This is a genomic window from Salinicola endophyticus, assembly GCF_003206575.1.
In the GTDB taxonomy this organism is placed as follows: Bacteria; Pseudomonadota; Gammaproteobacteria; order Pseudomonadales; family Halomonadaceae; genus Salinicola; species Salinicola endophyticus.
The window spans coordinates 362,462-379,583 of sequence record NZ_PZJO01000002.1 but is presented as its reverse complement, the minus strand read 5'-3'; the positions used below and the strand labels follow the sequence as shown (position 1 = coordinate 379,583).

General features: G+C 66.7%; 12 protein-coding genes and 2 tRNA genes. 6 read left to right on the top strand and 8 right to left on the bottom strand.

Features of this window, described 5'->3' with window-relative positions; all coding sequences use genetic code 11:
* The first annotated feature begins 49 nt into the window (after positions 1–49).
* The 4 genes from DOM66_RS04395 (at position 50) to DOM66_RS04380 (ending at position 6,339) form a co-directional block, all read left to right on the top strand.
* Positions 50–1,867: a glycosyltransferase family 2 protein gene (locus DOM66_RS04395; protein ID WP_188115132.1), complete on the top strand. Its 1,818-nt coding sequence runs from the start codon at positions 50–52 to the stop codon at positions 1,865–1,867.
* Complete coding sequence (locus DOM66_RS04390; protein WP_110689350.1) at positions 1,867–4,170, top strand: glycosyltransferase family 2 protein; 2,304 nt, start codon at positions 1,867–1,869, stop codon at positions 4,168–4,170. The genes DOM66_RS04395 and DOM66_RS04390 overlap by 1 nt, the downstream gene beginning before the upstream one ends.
* A gap of 119 nt (positions 4,171–4,289) precedes the next feature.
* Complete coding sequence (locus DOM66_RS04385; RefSeq protein WP_110689349.1) at positions 4,290–5,240, top strand: glycosyltransferase family 2 protein; 951 nt, start codon at positions 4,290–4,292, stop codon at positions 5,238–5,240.
* A 73-nt stretch (positions 5,241–5,313) separates the two neighbouring features.
* A complete protein-coding gene (locus tag DOM66_RS04380) occupies positions 5,314–6,339 on the top strand; it encodes a glycosyltransferase family protein (RefSeq protein ID WP_110677361.1) in 1,026 nt (341 codons plus the stop codon).
* 168 nt (positions 6,340–6,507) lie between these two features.
* Here DOM66_RS04380 and DOM66_RS04375 read toward each other — a convergent pair whose 3' ends face one another.
* Together DOM66_RS04375 and DOM66_RS04370 are read right to left on the bottom strand one after the other, a co-directional pair.
* A complete protein-coding gene (locus DOM66_RS04375; RefSeq protein ID WP_110689348.1) occupies positions 6,508–7,722 on the bottom strand; it encodes a capsular polysaccharide export protein, LipB/KpsS family in 1,215 nt (404 codons plus the stop codon).
* A gap of 341 nt (positions 7,723–8,063) precedes the next feature.
* Positions 8,064–10,151, bottom strand: a complete 2,088-nt coding sequence (locus DOM66_RS04370) for a carboxy terminal-processing peptidase (RefSeq protein WP_110689347.1) — start codon at positions 10,149–10,151, stop codon at positions 8,064–8,066.
* A 186-nt stretch (positions 10,152–10,337) separates the two neighbouring features.
* Here DOM66_RS04370 and DOM66_RS04365 point away from each other — a divergent pair, with 186 nt between their 5' ends.
* Entirely contained in the window at positions 10,338–11,678 is a 1,341-nt protein-coding gene (locus DOM66_RS04365) for a M18 family aminopeptidase (RefSeq protein WP_110689346.1), read from the top strand.
* Between the two features lie 210 nt (positions 11,679–11,888).
* A complete protein-coding gene (dgcA, locus tag DOM66_RS04360; protein ID WP_110689345.1) occupies positions 11,889–12,869 on the top strand; it encodes an N-acetyl-D-Glu racemase DgcA in 981 nt (326 codons plus the stop codon).
* 96 nt (positions 12,870–12,965) lie between these two features.
* Here the strand turns inward: dgcA and DOM66_RS04355 are convergent.
* From DOM66_RS04355 to DOM66_RS04330, 6 genes are all read right to left on the bottom strand, one after another.
* Positions 12,966–13,042 (bottom strand) — tRNA-Met (locus DOM66_RS04355).
* Between the two features lie 134 nt (positions 13,043–13,176).
* Positions 13,177–14,268 (bottom strand): redox-regulated ATPase YchF, encoded by a 1,092-nt coding sequence (gene ychF, locus DOM66_RS04350; RefSeq protein WP_110677371.1) that lies wholly within the window; start codon positions 14,266–14,268, stop codon positions 13,177–13,179.
* A 116-nt stretch (positions 14,269–14,384) separates the two neighbouring features.
* Positions 14,385–14,969, bottom strand: coding sequence for an aminoacyl-tRNA hydrolase (pth, locus tag DOM66_RS04345; protein ID WP_110677373.1), 585 nt, complete (start codon positions 14,967–14,969; stop codon positions 14,385–14,387).
* A gap of 31 nt (positions 14,970–15,000) precedes the next feature.
* Positions 15,001–15,648 carry a 50S ribosomal protein L25/general stress protein Ctc gene (locus DOM66_RS04340; RefSeq protein WP_110689344.1) on the bottom strand — a complete coding sequence of 216 codons (648 nt, stop codon included), beginning with the start codon at positions 15,646–15,648 and terminating at the stop codon, positions 15,001–15,003.
* Positions 15,649–15,781: 133 nt separating this feature from the next.
* Positions 15,782–16,723 (bottom strand): ribose-phosphate pyrophosphokinase, encoded by a 942-nt coding sequence (locus DOM66_RS04335; protein ID WP_188115131.1) that lies wholly within the window; start codon positions 16,721–16,723, stop codon positions 15,782–15,784.
* 273 nt (positions 16,724–16,996) lie between these two features.
* Positions 16,997–17,071: transfer RNA gene (locus DOM66_RS04330), tRNA-Gln, on the bottom strand.
* Between the last annotated feature and the right edge of the window lie 51 nt (positions 17,072–17,122).

Here is a 17,122-nt window from a genome sequence, read left to right as displayed (position 1 = left end):
CGCTGGACGGAGGTTCATGGTTGAGATGATGGCACGCAGAGACCCGGCGATGAGTTACCGCCATGCGATGGTGGCGATCGTCAAGAACGAGCGCGAGTACCTGCCCGAGTGGGTCGCCTACCACCGCATGATCGGCTTCGAGCACTTCTATATCGCCGACAACGGCAGCGATGACGGCACCGATCTGCTGCTGTCGAGCTGGCAGCGACTGGGCCTGGTGACCACCTGCCGCTGGACGCCGGAGGACAAGGCGCAGACCAGCTGGTACGCGCACGTCCTGGAAACCTGGGGGCGCGAGGCGGAGTTCATGGCGTTTCTCGACGCCGACGAGTTCCTGGTTCATCCGCATTGCGATCGGCCGCTGGAGTGGCTCGCTGCGGTGCTGGCGCCGGCGGACGTGGGGGCGGTGGCGATCAACTGGCGCATCTTCGGCTCTTCGCACATGCAGCGACGCCAGCCCGGTGGCGTGCTGGAGCGCTTCACCCAGGCCAGCCACGAGGCGCATGCCGTCAACTGCCACTTCAAGTCGATCGTCAGGCCGCAGCGAGTCAAGGCGATGACCGCGCATGCGGCGACCCTGGAGCCGGGCTATCGCTACGTCGGCGCCGGCGGCGATCCGGTGGCGTTCCTCGACGATCAGCCGCGCTCGGGGCGGACCCGGGAGGTGATCGCGTCTCCGTTGAAGATCTATCACTACAACATCAAGTCGCGCCAGGAGTTCATCGACACCAAGCTCAGCCGCGGGCGTGCCAACATGCCCGCCGGCAACACCCGCGACATGCAGTATTTCCGCAACCACGACCTCAACCAGGAGACCCTGGGCTTCTCATCGGAGCTGCTGGCGCGCCTGCGCGAAGAGACCCGCCTGCTGCTGCCGGTGGTGACCCCGCCGCCGCCGCCGCGCTTCTTCGTTCATATCCCCAAGACCGCCGGCACCAGCTTTCGTCTCGGTGCCCGCCACCAGCTGGGTAGCGAGGGCGTCTGGCACGACTACGGCGAGAAGCAGCGCGAGACCGCTCCGGAGGTGGCGCTGTGGGCGCATCAGCGGCGTGACAACTGGCAGCTGTGGCAGTGTCTGCGCGAGCGCCAGGTGCGCCTGCTGGCAGGCCACGTGGGCATGGACAAGTACGGCCATCTGGCTGGCCTGCGTGACAGTTTCACCTTCGTGCGCGAGCCGCTGCAGCGTATCGCCTCGGAGTATCACCACTTCGTGCGCCACCACCAGTACCGCGACAGCTTCCAGACCTTCTACCGGCGCCAGGACATGATCAACCGGCAGGCGCGTTTTCTCGAGTCGACCCGGCTCGAAGCGCTGGGCATGGTCGGCATCACTGAGCGCTACGCCGACTCGCTGGCGCTGATCAACGACCGCTACGGCTGGCAGATACCGGGTCTGGCGGAGAATCTGGGCCACGCGTCGGTGAGCCACGTCTATCCCATCGACCCCGCCGACGAAGCCGCGCTACGCGAGCTCAACGCGAGCGACTTCAGCCTCTATGAGCAGGCCCTGGCGCTGTTCGAGACGCGTCTGGCGCTGTGGCGCGAGGGTCGGCCCTACGCCCATGGCGGCGTGCAGCAGTGTCAGCCGGACCGGGTGGTGGGGTGGGCCTGGTGGGCGGTCGATGACTATCCGGTCGAGGTGGAGGTGCGCGTCAACGACGAGCGCGTCGGCTGCTGCGTGGCCAGCGGGCTGCGGCCGGGCTTCCTGCGCTGGGGCGCGCCGCGCGCCGCCCAGGTCGGCTTTCATCTGCCGCTCAAGGCGGCCCCCGGTGACCGGGTGGAGTGTCGTGTACTGCTGACCGGGCAGTCGCTGGGGCGCTGTCAGATCGCGGTCGACGAACGCCTGTCGCAGGCGCTGGCGCCGTGATGCTGCGCCCGCTGAGCTCGCCCGCGCCGCTGGCGCCGGTACCGGCCTCCTGGGGCTGGCTCAAGCGCACCACGCGCCTGGTCTGCCAGCCGCGGCTGCTGCCGCTGTCCGGGCTCGAGGCACTGGCACCAGCGTCGCGCCACGCCTGGCGGGCGCTCGACGATGACCCCCAGTTCCTGTGGCGGCGCCAACTGCCGCTGCCCGGCTGGCACATGCTCGAAGTACGTCTGGATCACGATGGCGCCAGCGCCGCGGTCAAGCTCTATTTCGATACCGGCGACGGCTTCGACGAGGCGCACAGCCTCTATCTGGCGCTGCGCGCCGGGCGCGTCTCCAAGCGGCTGTGCTATATCCCGCCGACCCTGCGTGCGATCCGTTTCGATCCGCTGGAAAGCGCCGGGGAGTTCAGCGTCGAGCATCTGCGCCTGGTCTGGCTGACCCCAGGGTTTGCCCATGAGCGGCTCGCCCAGCGGTTGACCAACCTGCACCCGGACTGGCTGCAGACCCCTCGGCAGCAGCTGATCGGGGCACTCAAACAGCGTGCGAGCGAGCGTGGGGTGGCGTGGCGCGAGCTGGCGCTGGCGCAGTACGAGGCGACCTTCGCCCGGACCTGCCCCAGCGCCAGCTACCGGGCCTGGCTCGATCGCCACCCCACGCCGGCGGCGGCGGAGATCGCCGCGCGTCTGGCTGCCTTCACCTGGAGGCCGACGATCTCGGTGCTGCTGCCGACGCATGACACCGAGCCCGCGTACCTGAAGCGCTGTCTCGACTCGGTGCTCGCGCAGAGCTACCCCCACTGGCAGCTGTGCATCGCCGACGACGCCTCGCGCGATCCGCAGGTGATGCAGACGCTGTCGCGCTACGCCGCCGCGGAGGCGCGCATCGCGCTGGTACAGCGGGAGCACAACGGGCATATCTGTGCCGCCAGCAACAGCGCCCTGGCGCTGGCCCAGGGCGAGTTCGTGGCGCTGCTCGACCATGACGACGAGCTGGCCCGGGATGCGCTCTTCCATATCGCCGAAGCACTGCAGCGCCAGCCCGACGCCGACGTGCTCTACAGCGACGAGGACAAGATCGACGAGCGCGGCGAGCGCTTCGATCCCCACTTCAAGCCGGCGTGGAACCCGGATCTGCTGCTGGGCCAGAACTATCTGTCGCATCTGAGCGTGTTCCGCACCGCTCGGGTGCGGGCGCTGGGCGGGTTCCGCCTCGGCCTGGAGGGCAGCCAGGACCACGACCTGGCACTGCGCTGCACTCGTGGGCTGAGCGCTGGGCGCATCGTCCACGTGCCCCAGGTGCTCTATCACTGGCGCGCTGTCGGCACCTCGACCGCCGGTGCGGCCGCGGCCAAGACCTATACCGGGGCCGCCGGGCTGCGCGCGGTGCGCGAGCATCTGGCCCTCGAGACCCCGGCGGTGCGAGTCGAGGCGGGACGCTTCCCCAATACCTATCGGGTGCACTGGCCGCTGCCACAGCCGGCACCGCTGGTCAGCCTGCTGGTGCCGACCCGCGATCGGGTCGAGATTCTCGAACCCTGCGTGAGGGCACTGCTGGAGCACACTGACTATCCCAACCTTGAGCTGCTGATCCTCGACAACGATTCACGCGATCCCGCCACCCTCGACTTCTTCGCCGCGATCGCCGCCGACCCGCGGGTGCGGGTGCTGCGCTGTCCGGGGCCGTTCAACTACTCGGCGCTCAACAATATCGGTGCGGCGCGGGCCCGCGGGGCGCTGCTGGCTCTGGTCAACAACGACATCGAGCCGATGCATCCGGAGTGGCTCACGGAGATGGTCACCCACGCCTGTCGCCCCGAGATCGGTTGCGTCGGCGCCAAGCTCTACTACCCCAACGGCACCATCCAGCACGCCGGTGTGGTACTCGGCGTGGGCGGTGTGGCGGGGCACGCGCACAAGTATTTCAGCGGGCATCAGCCGGGCTACTTCTCGCGCCTGCACCTGGCCCAGAACTACTCCGCGGTGACCGCCGCCTGCCTGGTGGTGCGCCGCGAGATCTTCACTGCCGTCGGCGGTCTCGACGCGGCCCACCTGGCGGTGGCGTTCAACGATGTCGATTTCTGCCTGCGGGTGCGCGACGCCGGTTACCGCAATCTATGGACGCCGTTTGCCGAGCTCTACCACCACGAGTCGATCTCGCGCGGCAGCGACGACACCCAGGCCAAGCGCGCGCGGGCGGCCAGCGAAGCCCAGTACATGCGTCGCCGCTGGGGGGCGAGTCTGTTCACGGACCCGGCTTACCACCCGCACCTGACCCTGACCCATGAGGATTTTTCGCTGCGCTGAAAATGGCCACGAGCGTGGCCGAGAAGGCGAGCGAATGCCGTGTCTTCTTCACGCCGAGACGACGTCGACCCGGGTGTCGTCACCGCTGATCTTTCCACCCTGACGACAGGAAGCCGAACATGCATACCGAGTTCACCGCCATCACCATGGTCAGAGGCGAGGAGGATGTGGTCTATGCCGCCTGCCTGCACCACCTGCGCCTGGGGTTCGACCGTCTGGTCGTGCTCAGCCATGTCGAGCACACCTTCCTGCGCGAATGCGTGGCGCGGCTGCGGGCACAGTTCCCCGACCGCGAGATCGGCTTCATCGAGATCGAGGACGAGCAGGGCTTCTCCAAGCGCAAGGCCGACTATATCCAGGGGGCGCTGGAGATCTATCTCAAGCGTGACTGCCACAACGTGGTCTACGGCTTCGACGCCGACGAGTTCCTGACCTTCAACCACGGGCGTGGGGTGAAGGCGTTCTTCGATGCCTTCTGCCAGCGCTTCCCCGGCGAGGAGAATCTCAAGCGGTTCTACTTCCGCGTGCCCTGGATCAACGTGATCTGCAAGACCCCGATCCCGCCCCAGCCCGATCTCCACGGGCGACTGCTGGATGCCGAGTACTGGTCGCTGGGCGAGCAGGCATCGGATACCAAGGCGCTGTGTCTCTACCGCCAGTCCCATCGCCTGCACATGGGCTACCACTGGCTGATGGCCAAGAGCGATCAAAGCGTGCTCGAGCCGGATGCCGAGGCGACCGCCTTCGCCCGCGAGTGGGAGGCGTGCGTCTACCACCTGCCGCTGCGCAACGTCGAGCAGTTCTTCGCGCGTATCGGCAACTACGTCGCCAGCGCCGCCAAGCAGGAGAAGCACAACCGGCTGAGCCGCTTCTTCCTCGACAACCCGCACGTCAATCGCCAGCACTTCTTCGAGATGTGCGTGGCGCCGGAGCCGAGCTTCAAGGATTACGACGAACTCAAGCGCCACCTGGGCGCGGGGATCGACGAGATGGTGCTGATGGCCTTCACCAAGTTGATGGTCAAGCCGCGCCTGGACATTGGCCGCGCGCTACTCACACCGCCGGCCTGAACCGCGATCGGCGCGGCCATGCGGCCGCTGCCGGACTCGCAGCGTCACCGCCAATCCGAGAGGGGACCCGATCATGCGCTATCCACGCTGGGTGGTACTGAGCGACGGCAGTTGCCCGACCGAGGACATCTATTTCCTGGGGTCGGCGGCACCCTGGCTGCAGGCTCGGGGCGTCGAGGTCAGGCGTATCGACACCAGCTACTGGCGTCTGCCGATCATGTGCATGCCGTGGCTGGTGGGCGAGATGCGCCACGCCCATGTCCTGGTCTGCCGTTCGCTCAACACTTACTGGCTCTCCTGGCTGGAGGCCAACCGGGGGCGGCTGGCGACGATCCGCTACCTGGTCGACGACGACATCCCGGCGGCGGCCGAAGATGCTCGCCTGCCGGCGAGCTACCGGCGGCGCATGCGCCATGTCGCCACGCATCTGCAGCCGCGACTGTTCGCGCTGGCCGACGAGGTGATCGCCAGCAGCGCCGCGCTGGGCCAGCAACTACGCCGCCATCATCGCACGGTGGCGGTGCTGACACCGCCATTGATCGGCGAGCCGGTGGCGTTCACGCCGCCGCCGGCGCTGACGCGGATCGGCTTCTACGGCTCGCGCGCGCATCTGGGCGATCTCGAGGCGATCACCCCGGCGCTGGTGGCGCTGCACCAGCGGCATCGCGATCTCTCCTTCGAGATCATGCTCGGCGAGCACACGCCGCGGGCACTGCAGGGACTGGCCCGGGTACAGACGCCGCGGGCGTTGAACTGGCGCGCCTTCCAGCGCTACCGAGGGCAGCACAGCGCCGATATCGGACTGACGCCGATGGTCGATACGCCGTTCAATGCCGGCAAGTCGCACATCAAGTTTCTCGATAACGCGCTGATGGGGAGTGTGGGTATCTACAGCCGCTGCTCGCCCTATCGCGACGTGGTCGAGGATGGTGTCGACGGATTGCTGGTGGAGAACGACGAGGTGGCCTGGTGCGAGGCGGTGCAGCGACTGGTACAGCAGCCCGGCGAGGCGCGGGCGATGGCCCGCCGCGCCGCACGCAAGGCGCGTGAACTAGGCGACCCAGCACATGCGCGGGCGTTCTGGTGGGCACGGCGCTGACACGCCACGGCTGGCGCTGAGTGGGGCATCGACAAGAGACCGCCCGCCCGGGGAGATTCGGGCGGGCGGTTGGCGTTTCAGGGCTGAGTGTCAGGGTTGAGTGTCAGGGTGGATGCCAGGGCCGGGCGGCAGCTCGGAGGCAGCGGTGCGCAAGGCCGCCGGGGCGGTTCAGGAGGCAACCCGGGCGTGGGAGGCGTGGAGCAGGCGCTCGATCGGTGAGATGTTCGCGGTGAGCCGTTCGGTGGCCTCCATTACCGCACGATCACGGCCGGCGCTGGCGTGGAAGTCGCCCTCGATCTGCGTGGCGTGGATCAGCACCCGGCGGAAGGCGCGATAGAGATCGGCATCCGGCGCGTGCGGATAGCGCCAGAACAGCTCCAGGTCGTCGCTCACCGCCAGCCCCGGCAAGCAGTAGTGGGCATCGCTGAGGGCGAACAGCGGACAGCCCTCGGCCAGGGCCAGGTGGGCTTCGGGTTCGCCTTGGCTGACCCAGCCACTGGCGTGGGGAAGCAGTCGCTCGAGCTGGGTGGGGGAGAGAAAGCCGAGACGTTCTCCCAGAGCCAGCTGCCGTGCCAGGCGTGACGCCCAGCGGCGCGGCGGGCGCCGATGGCGATCGGCAGCGGTCGGCAGCAGCAGCAGACGGCAGCGAGCCGGGGCGATCCGCACGAAGCCGGCGATCACGCGCTCGAGATGGCGGCGCTGAGGGGCGTTGTCGTCACGGCCCAACTGGCCGCCGGTAGAGAGAATGAAGAAGGGCGCTTGGCTGTCGGCAGCGCCCCGTGCGGCGCGCGTCCCCTGCGGCGTTATGGCGGGCCGGAGCGGTAGGCGGTAGTCGGCGCTGGCCGCCACGCTGGCGGGGGGACGCCGTGGGGTCAGCTGCGCGCCCAGCCGATAGAGCGCCGGCAGCAGCGGCGCCAGGGCACCGGGAGCCGGCCAGGCACCCGGTGCGGGCGGCTCGTCGAGCCGCTCGGCGGCGGCGTGGAACCACCACGGGTCCCGCGGCAGCAGCGAACGCGCGCCGCTGCCTTCGCGCTCCAGCGTGACCCGCCCCGGCCCCAGATAGCCGTGATCGAAAAGATGATTGCGGATGCCGTAGCGCCGAGCGAGCGGGACCGCCAGATCATGTGCGGGCGAGTGCGCCTGGAACAGCACCTGGTCGGTCACGTGGTGCTGGCGCCACAGCTCGCCGAGCACGTGGGGCAGCATCGCCAGGGGATGACGGAAGGTCAGCGCGTCGGGATGGTGCCAGTAGAGGCGCTCACCGAGATGGAAGTGCAGCTTGACCACGCGGTGCCCATCATCCAGCAGGCGCTGCGCCAACTGGCCGAAGAATGGGGAGGCGGGGCCTTCCAGGAACAGATAAGTGCGTTGGGGGAAGAACATGGCGGCGTATCCGGCGTGTCAGGGCCGGTGTGCGCATGCCCGTGATGATGCCCGTAATGAGCGTGCGGGAACGCGATGCCGGCGGGGTCTTCTGACTCTAGCGGCGGCGTTGCCCCGGGGCATGACCCGATCGCATGAATCTGACGCTGGCTTATGTCAGCGTTTTCGCCGCCCCCGGGCCGAGAGATCTCAGTCCTGAATGGCATGCGACGAGGCGTGGCGGGAGGAGAGGGCGCAAAGGGGGCCGAAACGCCAGGCGCCCCATACAGTGATGGGGCGCCTGGTGTTCATCGCTGCTCACCCGAACGGCGATCCTGACCGGAGAGCGGGTGCCGGGTTGCTCAGCTCGTCGGAGGCTTGCGCATCAGCTGAGCGTAGTCGAGCAGGATCTGTGAGGTCTCCTGCAGTTCGGCGCGATCGATCGGCTCGACGTCGTCGGCCTTGTCGCCTTTGTCTTCCTTGCCGCCTTTGTCGCCCTTGTCACTGGTATCGGCTTCGGCGTCGCTATTCGCGGAGCGGTCACGGGCATCGACCCAGCTCTTCAGCGGCTCGAGACCCAGCGCGCGGCGACGCTGATTCTCCAGCGCCAGCTGCTCGGTCTCCTGGGCGTCCATCTCGCGTTTACGCTGTTCGGCGTTGAGGCTGATACTGGTCTGCTGCTCGCGTAGACGCTTGATCAACTGCGCCTGCTTCTCCAGATAGACGAAGTCCGGATCATTGGCGACGCGCTTGTCATGGCGGTCCTGCAGTGTCTCCAGGTAGCGCCAGGGCTGGCCGTAGAGCCGATACTGCACCGGACGCACGCGGTCCCAGGGCAGGGCGTTGTCGAGCGCACTCTCGCCGATCTCGTCGGGGTCGATCAGGCTGGGGAAGAGGATGTCGGGCTCGACGCCGCGGTTCTGGGTGCTCTCGCCGGAGATGCGGTAGAACTTGGCGCGGGTGAGCTTGATCTGGCCGTGGCTCAGGTCGCTCAGGGTCTGCACCGTCCCCTTGCCGAAGGTGCGGCTGCCGATCACCAGACCGCGGCCGTAATCCTGGATCGCGCCGGCGAAGATCTCCGAGGCCGAAGCGGAGAGGCGATTGACCAGGACCGCCAGCGGGCCGTCATAGGCGACGCCGGCATCGGTATCGCCATACAGGTTGATGCGGCCACGCGCATCGCGCACCTGCACCGTGGGGCCGCGGTCGATGAACAGCCCGATCATCGAGTTGGCTTCCTGCAGGGCGCCGCCGCCGTCATTGCGCAGATCGAGCACGATACCCTCGACGTTCTGCGCCTTGAGCTTGGCGATCTCCTTGGCCACGTCGCGGGTGGTGCTGCGGTAGTCGGTCTCGCCCGCCTGCCAGGCATCGAAGTCGACGTAGAAGGCAGGGACGGTGATGATCCCGATCTTGTGGGTTTCACCGTCACGCTGGACCTCCTCGACCTTGCTGTGGGCGGCCTGATCCTCGAGCTTGACCGTGTCGCGGGTGATCTGGACCTGCTGGGTGCGGGTGACGTCGACCGCCTTGGCCGGAATGATGTCGAGGCGCACGGTGGAGCCCTTGGGCCCGCGAATCAGTTCGACCACCTGATCCAGACGCATGCCGACCACGTTGACCATGTCGCCGTCGTTGCCCTGGCCGACTGCGACGATACGGTCCGCCGGCTGCAGCACGCCGCTCTTGTCCGCCGGCCCGCCGGGCACCAGGCTGGAGACCTTGACGTACTCGCCGTCGTTCTGCAGCAGTGCGCCGATCCCTTCGAGCGAGAGCCGCATCTGGATGTCGAACGACTCGCCCTGCTGCGGCGAGAGATACTCGGTATGCGGGTCGACGGTGCCGGTGACCGCAGCCATCAGCAGCACCAGCACGTCCTCGGCGTTGGTCTGGCGCACCCGGTTGAGCTGGTTGGTGTAGCGGTCGTGCAGCGTCTTCTGAATCTGCTTCGGCGTCTGGTCGTTGAGCGAGAGGGTCAGCGCGGCGTTCTCGAGGCGCTTGCTCCAGAGCGCGTCGAGGGCCTCCTCGCTGCCTGCCCAGGGCGAATCCTTGCGGTCGAGCGCCAGGCGCTCGTTACCGGTGTAGGTGTAGTCGATGCTCTGATCGACGCGTGACACCAGCCACTGCAGGCGTGCTTCGACACGCTCCTGGTAACGTGAATAGAAGGCATACACGCGGTCCAGATCGCCATCCTCGACGGCGTCGTCGAGCGTGGTATCGAGATCGCTGAAATCGTCGACGTCTCTCTGCAGCAGGTAGGCGCGCTGGTCGTCGAGCACGTCGAGCAGGCGCTTGAAGGCGCGCTTCGACCAGGCATCATCGAGGGTGACTTCGGCGTACGAGCCATACTGGATCGCCTCCGCCACTTCCGTCGCCGCCTGGCGCTGTGCATCGGTTGGGGTGGGACCGGCCAGCGCCACGACGCTCCATGCCAGCAGTAGCAAACACATGGCCGCGTGCCGAGCGGCGACAGTCAGGGTTATCAATGAAGCACTCCCGGTTTCCTGTACACTCTGTTCCCTTTAAGACTACCGGCTGTTCCCTTTAAGACCACCGGATCCATGAATCTTTTTCAGGTCCAAAATCCATTGTAGCAGTCGTATCGACTGCCTACCGACCGCCATTCGAGGAACCTCATGTCCGACCCCGCCGCCGCCGATGCCATTTCCGACAGCGCCGTCATCGATCGTCTGATCGACTTCCTCGCCCGCTCGCCCTCGCCCTGGCATGCCACGGCCAATCTCGCGAGCCAGCTGGAGGCCGCCGGTTACCGCCGGCTACGCGAGACCGACAGCTGGCAGCTGGTGCCGGGCGACAAGGTCTATGTCACGCGCAACGACAGCTCGCTGATCGCACTGCAGCTGCCCACCGCGCCACTACGGGCGCTGCGCATGGTCGGCGCGCACACCGACAGTCCGGCGCTCAGGCTCAAGCCGCAGCCGGCGGTGGTCAACAAGGGCTGGCTGCAACTGGGCGTGCAGGTCTACGGCGGGGCGCTGTTGGCGCCTTGGTTCGACCGTGATCTCGGGCTCTCTGGCCGGGTGCATGTTCGTCGAGCCGACGGCCGACTGCAAGGGTTATTGATCAATGTTTCCCAACCCGTGGCGATCATCCCCAGTCTGGCGATCCATCTCGACCGCGAGGCCAACAGCGGCCGCGCCATGAATGCCCAGACACAGATGGCGCCGGTGTTTCTGCAGGGGGGCCAGGCGGAGGACGTGACGCGTCTACTGCAGCAGTGGATCGCCGCCGAACACGGCATCAATGACGCCGAGATCGTCGACTTCGAACTGGGGTTCCACGACGTGCAGCCGCCGGCGCGGGTCGGGATCGAGGGCGAACTGCTGGCCAGCGCCCGGCTCGACAATCTGCTCTCCTGCTTCATCGGCCTGGAGGCGCTGATCGGTTGCGATGGCAGCCAGGGCGCGGTGTTCGTCGCCAACGACCATGAGGAGGTCGGCAGCGCCAGCGCCTGCGGCGCCCAGGGGCCGTTTCTGGCCGACGTGCTGCGACGGGTCAACGCGGCGCTGGGCGAGGCCGGCGACGAGGGCTTCGTGCGCCTGATCCAGCGCTCGCTGATGATCTCCTGCGACAACGCCCATGCGCTGCACCCCAATTTCGCCGACAAACACGACCCGCATCATGGTCCGGCGATCAACGGAGGGCCGGTGATCAAGGTCAACGCCAGCCAGCGCTACGCCACCAACAGCGCCACGGCGGCGCTGTTCCACGATCTCTGTCGCGAGGCCGACGTGCCGGTGCAGCAGTTCGTGACCCGTGCCGACATGGGCTGCGGCAGCACCATCGGACCGATCACCGCCACCGAGCTGGGTGTGCCCACGATCGATGTCGGCGTGCCGCAGTGGGGCATGCACTCGATCCGCGAGACCGCCGGTACCCGCGATCCCGGCTACCTGATCCGGGCGCTGACCGCGTTCTACAATCGGGCGGTGCTCGACCCGGCGCACGACGACTAGGCGGTGTCTGACACTGACTGTGTTCGCCCTTGGGGCGTTGGCAATCGGCGGGAGCGCCAGCTCGGCCCGTGGTCGCCGATTTTTGCCGTGGCGACGCGTTCTGGCCAGGCCATCGCGCGTCGACTTCTCAGATAAAGCCTGGGTCTTGTCCGATAACGGCCGCGCCGGCTGACAGGGATACGGGCGTGGCAGCGAAGGAGAGCCTGACAGATGTCGATCCTCACAGTGCAGGAGGTGCGTTTCGCGCTGGCGGAGCGCTTCGCCATCTCGCGCGGTGCGCGCTGCGAGGCGCGGGTGGTGACGGTGAGTCTGAGCGATGGCACCCACGCCGGCCGTGGCGAGTGTGTGCCCTATGCTCGCTATGGTGAGTCGGTCGCCAGTGTCATCGCCCAGGTCGAGTCTCTGCGTACGGCTCTGGCCGCTGGGCTCGACCGCCATGCGCTGCAGACGCGACTGCCGGCTGGGGCGGCGCGCAACGCGCTGGACTGCGCACTGTGGGACCTTGAAGCCAAGCAGCGCGGCATGCCGGTCTGGGCGCTGGCCGGCCTGGCCCCGCCGCAGGCGCAGATGTGCGCCTATACGCTGTCGCTGGATACGCCGGCGGCGATGCGCGAGAAAGCCGCACGCCACGCCGAGCGCCCGCTGCTCAAGGTCAAGCTGGGTGGGGCGGGGGATCTCGAGCGGCTGCGCGCGGTGCGCCAGGGCGCGCCGCAGGCGCGGATCATCGTCGATGCCAACGAAGGCTGGGATCTGTCCACCTATCGGCAGCTTGCGCCGATGCTGGGCGAGCTCGGCATCGAGATGGTCGAGCAGCCGCTCCCTGCCGACGATGACGCGGCCTTGGCAGAGATTCCCCGGCCGCTGCCGGTGTGCGCCGACGAGGCGTGCCATGATCGCGGTTCGCTGGCGTCACTACAGGGGCGCTACGACATGATCAACATCAAGCTCGACAAGAGCGGCGGCTTGACCGAGGCGCTGGCCTTGCGTGAGCTGGCGAGCGCTGCGGGGCTGCGGATCATGGTCGGCTGCATGGTGGCCAGCTCGCTGGCGATGGCGCCGGCGCTGCTGGTTGCCCAGGGCGCCGAGATCGTCGATCTCGACGGGCCTCTGCTGCTGGCCCGGGATCGCGACCCGGGGCTGCGCTACGACGCCGCAGGGGTGCATCCCGCGGCGCCGGCCCTCTGGGGTTGAGTCGGTCTATCCGTGTCGCTATGGACAATACCGCGGCGTATACGAAAACGGCGCACACAGAGACGCCAAAGCCCANNTGGGCTTTGGCGTCTTGTCTGGTGGCTACGCCCTGATTCGAACAGGGGACCCCATCATTATGAGTGATGTGCTCTAACCAGCTGAGCTACGTAGCCGTCGCGGTCACGCTTGGTGAGTGACAACGGAGGCGAATACTAGCATAACCCGATGAAACGTCAACGCTTTTTTTGCACGAATCCGGCCGTCGGGCGGTGCCGGGGCGCTGCTGGCGCCCCGCTGGATGTCTTGCTCAGACGTTGAAGCGGAAGTGCATGACGTCGCCGTCCTGGACCACGTAGGCCTTGCCTTCCAGGCGCCACTTGCCCGCTTCCTTGGCGCCGTTCTCGCCGCCCAGGGAGACGAAATCGTCATAGCTGACCACTTCGGCGCGGATGAACCCCTTCTCGAAATCGGTGTGGATCACACCTGCCGCCTGCGGTGCGGTGGCGCCGACCTTGACCGTCCACGCCCGCACTTCCTTCACGCCTGCGGTGAAGTAGGTCTGCAGGCCCAGCAGGCCATAGCCGGCACGAATGACGCGATCGAGTCCGGGCTCCTGCATGCCCATCTCTTCGAGGAACATGGCCCGTTCCTCGTCCTCGAGTTCGGCGATTTCCGCTTCCAGCTTGTTGCACACCGGCACCACGACGGCATTTTCGCCGGCGGCGATCTGGCGCACCGTATCGAGATGGGGGTTGTTTTCGAAACCGTCCTCGTTGACGTTGGCGATGTACATCGTCGGCTTGAGCGTCAGGAATCCGAAACTGCGCAGCTGACGCTGTTCATCCTCGTCCAGGCCGAAGCTGCGCAGCGGCTGACCCTCGGCGAGATGGGGCTGGATGCGATCGAGAATCGCCTTGGTGGCGATCGCTTCCTTGTCGCCGCCCTTGACCACCCGGGTCAGACGCTGGATCGAACGCTCCACCGCGTCGAGATCGGCCAGCGCGAGCTCGAGATTGATGGTCTCGATATCGGCGGTGGGGTCGACCTGGTTGGCGACGTGGATGACGTTGTCATCGTCGAAACAGCGCACCACGTGGGCGATCGCATCGGTCTCGCGGATGTTGGCCAGGAACTGGTTGCCCAGGCCCTCGCCCTTGGAGGCGCCCTCGACCAGGCCGGCGATATCGACGAACTCCATGGTCGTGGGTACGACCCTCTCCGGCTTGACGATCTCGGCCAGCTTGTCGAGCCGCGGGTCGGGCATCGGCACGATGCCGGTGTTCGGCTCGATGGTGCAGAAGGGGAAGTTCTCGGCGTCGATGCCGGAGCGTGTCAAGGCGTTGAAGAGCGTCGACTTGCCGACGTTGGGCAGACCGACGATGCCGCAGTTGAATCCCATGAGCGCTTCCTGGAAAGAGAGTTCGTGACGCGTGAAAGATCGCTATTCTACTCGACCCTTGGCGCCGGCGATAACACGCGCGTGGCGTGGCGTGGCGCGGGCTGGCGGGGCCGGGGTCAGGCGGAAAAGGCGTGCAGGCGATTCATCGCCCTGGCCCAGTTGCCGTCGAGGGCGTCGGGCAGGGTGACGACGATTTCGTCGAGCGCTGCGTCGATGGCGTCGCGCTCCGCCTTGCCGGGGCGGCCGAGCACATAGTTGGTCACCAGCTTGGCGCTGCCCGGGTGGCCGATGCCGACCCGTAGTCGATGAAAGCCGTTGTGGTTACCGAATGCACTGATGATGTCGCGTAGACCATTGTGGCCGCCATGACCGCCGCCGGTCTTGTAGCGCGCCGTACCCGGGGCGATGTCGAGCTCGTCGTGAGCCACGATCACCTCGTCCGGGGCAATCTTGAAGAACTGGCACAGCGCGGCCACGGAGGCACCGCTGCGGTTCATGAAGGTGGTGGGGTTGAGCAGGTGCAGATCGTGCCTGCCCAGATGGATCTTGGTATAGAGACCCAGAAACTTGCGCTCGGGACGCAGCGTCTGTGCTGCGTCCCGTGCGAGGCGCTCGACCAGCCAGGCGCCGGCATTGTGGCGGGTGTCTTCGTACTCCGATCCGGGGTTGCCGAGACCGATGATCGCTTTCACGTCGCCCATGCCGTCGCCTGCTCCGATCTTGCGGTGAAGCTTACGCTTCGCCTTTCGGTTCGCCGTCTTCGTCGACGCCTTCACCGGCCACTTCGTCGTCACGCGCCACGGTCGGGTGGGTCACGCTGACCACACCGGAGTCGTGCTCTTCGCCGTGGCTCAGCTCGACCAGGGTTACACCTTCCGGCAGCTTGAGGTCGGAAAGGTGGATGGTCTCGCCGAGGCCCAGGTTGGCGATGTCGACTTCGAGGTATTCCGGCAGCTTGGACGGCAGGCAGCTGATCTGGACGTCGTTGTTGAGCACGTGGATCACGCCGCCTTCGTCCTTGACGCCCTTGCAGTTCTCTTCGTTGAGGAAGTGCAGCGGGACGTTCAGGGTCAGCTCGTGGGTCGCATCGACGCGCATGAAGTCAGCGTGGGTCACCAGGGCCTTGTACGGGTGGCGCTGGAGATCACGGATGACGACCTGCTCGCTCTTGCCGTCGATCTGGATATCGATGATCGAGGAGAAGAAGGCTTCGTCTTCGATCGCCTTGTAGAAGGCCGGCTTGTCGATGGTGATCGGCTGCGGGGCGGCTTCGCCACCGTAGATGATCGCGGCGACCTGTTCGTTCTTGCGGCGCAGGCGGCGGCTCGCACCTTTCCCCAGCTCCGTACGAACATTGGCTGTCAGGGTGTAATGGGACATGAGTTGTCACCTCTATCGATAGAAAAGGAGTACGGCACCGCCCGCGACCAGGCCGTGCCGTCTCCATTGGCGCGACTGCCATCACGGCAGTCGCCTGTGTGTCGGCGCGCGTTCCCGCCCGGGATGACCCGGTTCAGTGGAACATCGCGCTGACGGATTCCTCGTTGCTGACACGGCGAATGGCTTCGGCGATCAGGCCGGCGACCGTCAGCTGACGGATCTTGCCACTGCGACGTGCAGGTTCGGAGAGCGGTATGGTATCGGCAACCACGAGTTCGTCAAGCACCGAGCCACTAATATTGTCGACCGCGGGACCCGAGAGGATCGGGTGCGTGGCATAGGCGACCACCCGACGGGCACCGTGGCCCTTGAGCGCCTCGGCGGCCTTGCACAGGGTGCCGGCGGTGTCGACCATGTCGTCGACCACCACGCAGGTGCGGTCCTGGATATCACCGATGATGTGCATCACCTGGGCCTGGTTGGCCTGCGGGCGGCGCTTGTCGATGATCGCCAGGTCGACGTTGAGCTGCTTGGCGATGGCGCGTGCGCGCACCACGCCGCCGACGTCGGGGGAGACCACCACCAGGTCGTCGTAGTTCTGGCGCTCGATGTCGTCGAGCAGGATCGGCGAGCCGTAGACGTTGTCCACCGGCACGTCGAAGAAGCCCTGGATCTGATCGGCGTGCAGGTCCATGGTCATGACGCGGTCGACGCCGGCCTTGACCATCATGTCGGCGACCACCTTGGCCGAGATCGGCACGCGCGCCGAGCGCACGCGGCGATCCTGGCGCGCATAGCCGAAGTAGGGCACGACGGCGGTGATTCGGGTTGCCGAGGCGCGGCGCAGCGCGTCGACCATCAGAATCAGCTCCATCAGGTTGTCGTTGGTCGGTGCGCAGGTCGACTGCAGGATGAAGACGTCCTTGCCGCGTACGTTCTCATTGATCTCGACGGCGATCTCACCGTCGCTGAACTGGCCGACCGTGGCGTGGCCGAGCCGGTTGTCGAGGCACTCGGCCACTTTCGCCGCCAGCGCAGCGTTGGCGTTACCGGTGAAAACCATCAATTTAGACACGCGCGGCCACCTTTGAGAGCTGTTTGAAGGTCAGTTGGGACATTCGATTGGAGCAGAGACGGGCAAGACCGCAGGGGGAAGACGGGGTCTGACAGGGCGTGCCGAGAAACCGGCGGCATGACGCCACGAGCACCGATACCAGACGCGGGAGGCGCAGGGCGGCAATCACGAGACGACAGGAAAAGCAGCAGCAACGCCGGTAGGGAAGTCGTGTGGGCAGAGTGGCCATCGCGTCCCGGGTTCCGTATGCAGGCTTGCAAAAAGTCAAGGAAGTGGCTGGGGTACCAGGATTCGAACCTGGGAATGCCGGTACCAGAAACCGGTGCCTTACCACTTGGCGATACCCCAGCAATCGTCGGCAGCGCATATTATGCGTAAAAGCGCCGACCGTTGGCTAGC

What these genes read in the sequence shown, in the direction of transcription:
- DOM66_RS04395 (WP_188115132.1), top strand. Translation starts at nt 50, where the DNA reads ATGAGTTACCGCCATGCGATGGTGGCGATCGTCAAGAACGAGCGCGAG.
- DOM66_RS04390 (WP_110689350.1), top strand. Translation starts at nt 1,867, where the DNA reads ATGCTGCGCCCGCTGAGCTCGCCCGCGCCGCTGGCGCCGGTACCGGCC.
- DOM66_RS04385 (WP_110689349.1), top strand. Translation starts at nt 4,290, where the DNA reads ATGCATACCGAGTTCACCGCCATCACCATGGTCAGAGGCGAGGAGGAT.
- DOM66_RS04380 (WP_110677361.1), top strand. Translation starts at nt 5,314, where the DNA reads ATGCGCTATCCACGCTGGGTGGTACTGAGCGACGGCAGTTGCCCGACC.
- DOM66_RS04375 (WP_110689348.1), bottom strand. Translation starts at nt 7,722, where the DNA reads ATGTTCTTCCCCCAACGCACTTATCTGTTCCTGGAAGGCCCCGCCTCC.
- DOM66_RS04370 (WP_110689347.1), bottom strand. Translation starts at nt 10,151, where the DNA reads ATGTGTTTGCTACTGCTGGCATGGAGCGTCGTGGCGCTGGCCGGTCCC.
- DOM66_RS04365 (WP_110689346.1), top strand. Translation starts at nt 10,338, where the DNA reads ATGTCCGACCCCGCCGCCGCCGATGCCATTTCCGACAGCGCCGTCATC.
- dgcA (WP_110689345.1), top strand. Translation starts at nt 11,889, where the DNA reads ATGTCGATCCTCACAGTGCAGGAGGTGCGTTTCGCGCTGGCGGAGCGC.
- ychF (WP_110677371.1), bottom strand. Translation starts at nt 14,268, where the DNA reads ATGGGATTCAACTGCGGCATCGTCGGTCTGCCCAACGTCGGCAAGTCG.
- pth (WP_110677373.1), bottom strand. Translation starts at nt 14,969, where the DNA reads ATGGGCGACGTGAAAGCGATCATCGGTCTCGGCAACCCCGGATCGGAG.
- DOM66_RS04340 (WP_110689344.1), bottom strand. Translation starts at nt 15,648, where the DNA reads ATGTCCCATTACACCCTGACAGCCAATGTTCGTACGGAGCTGGGGAAA.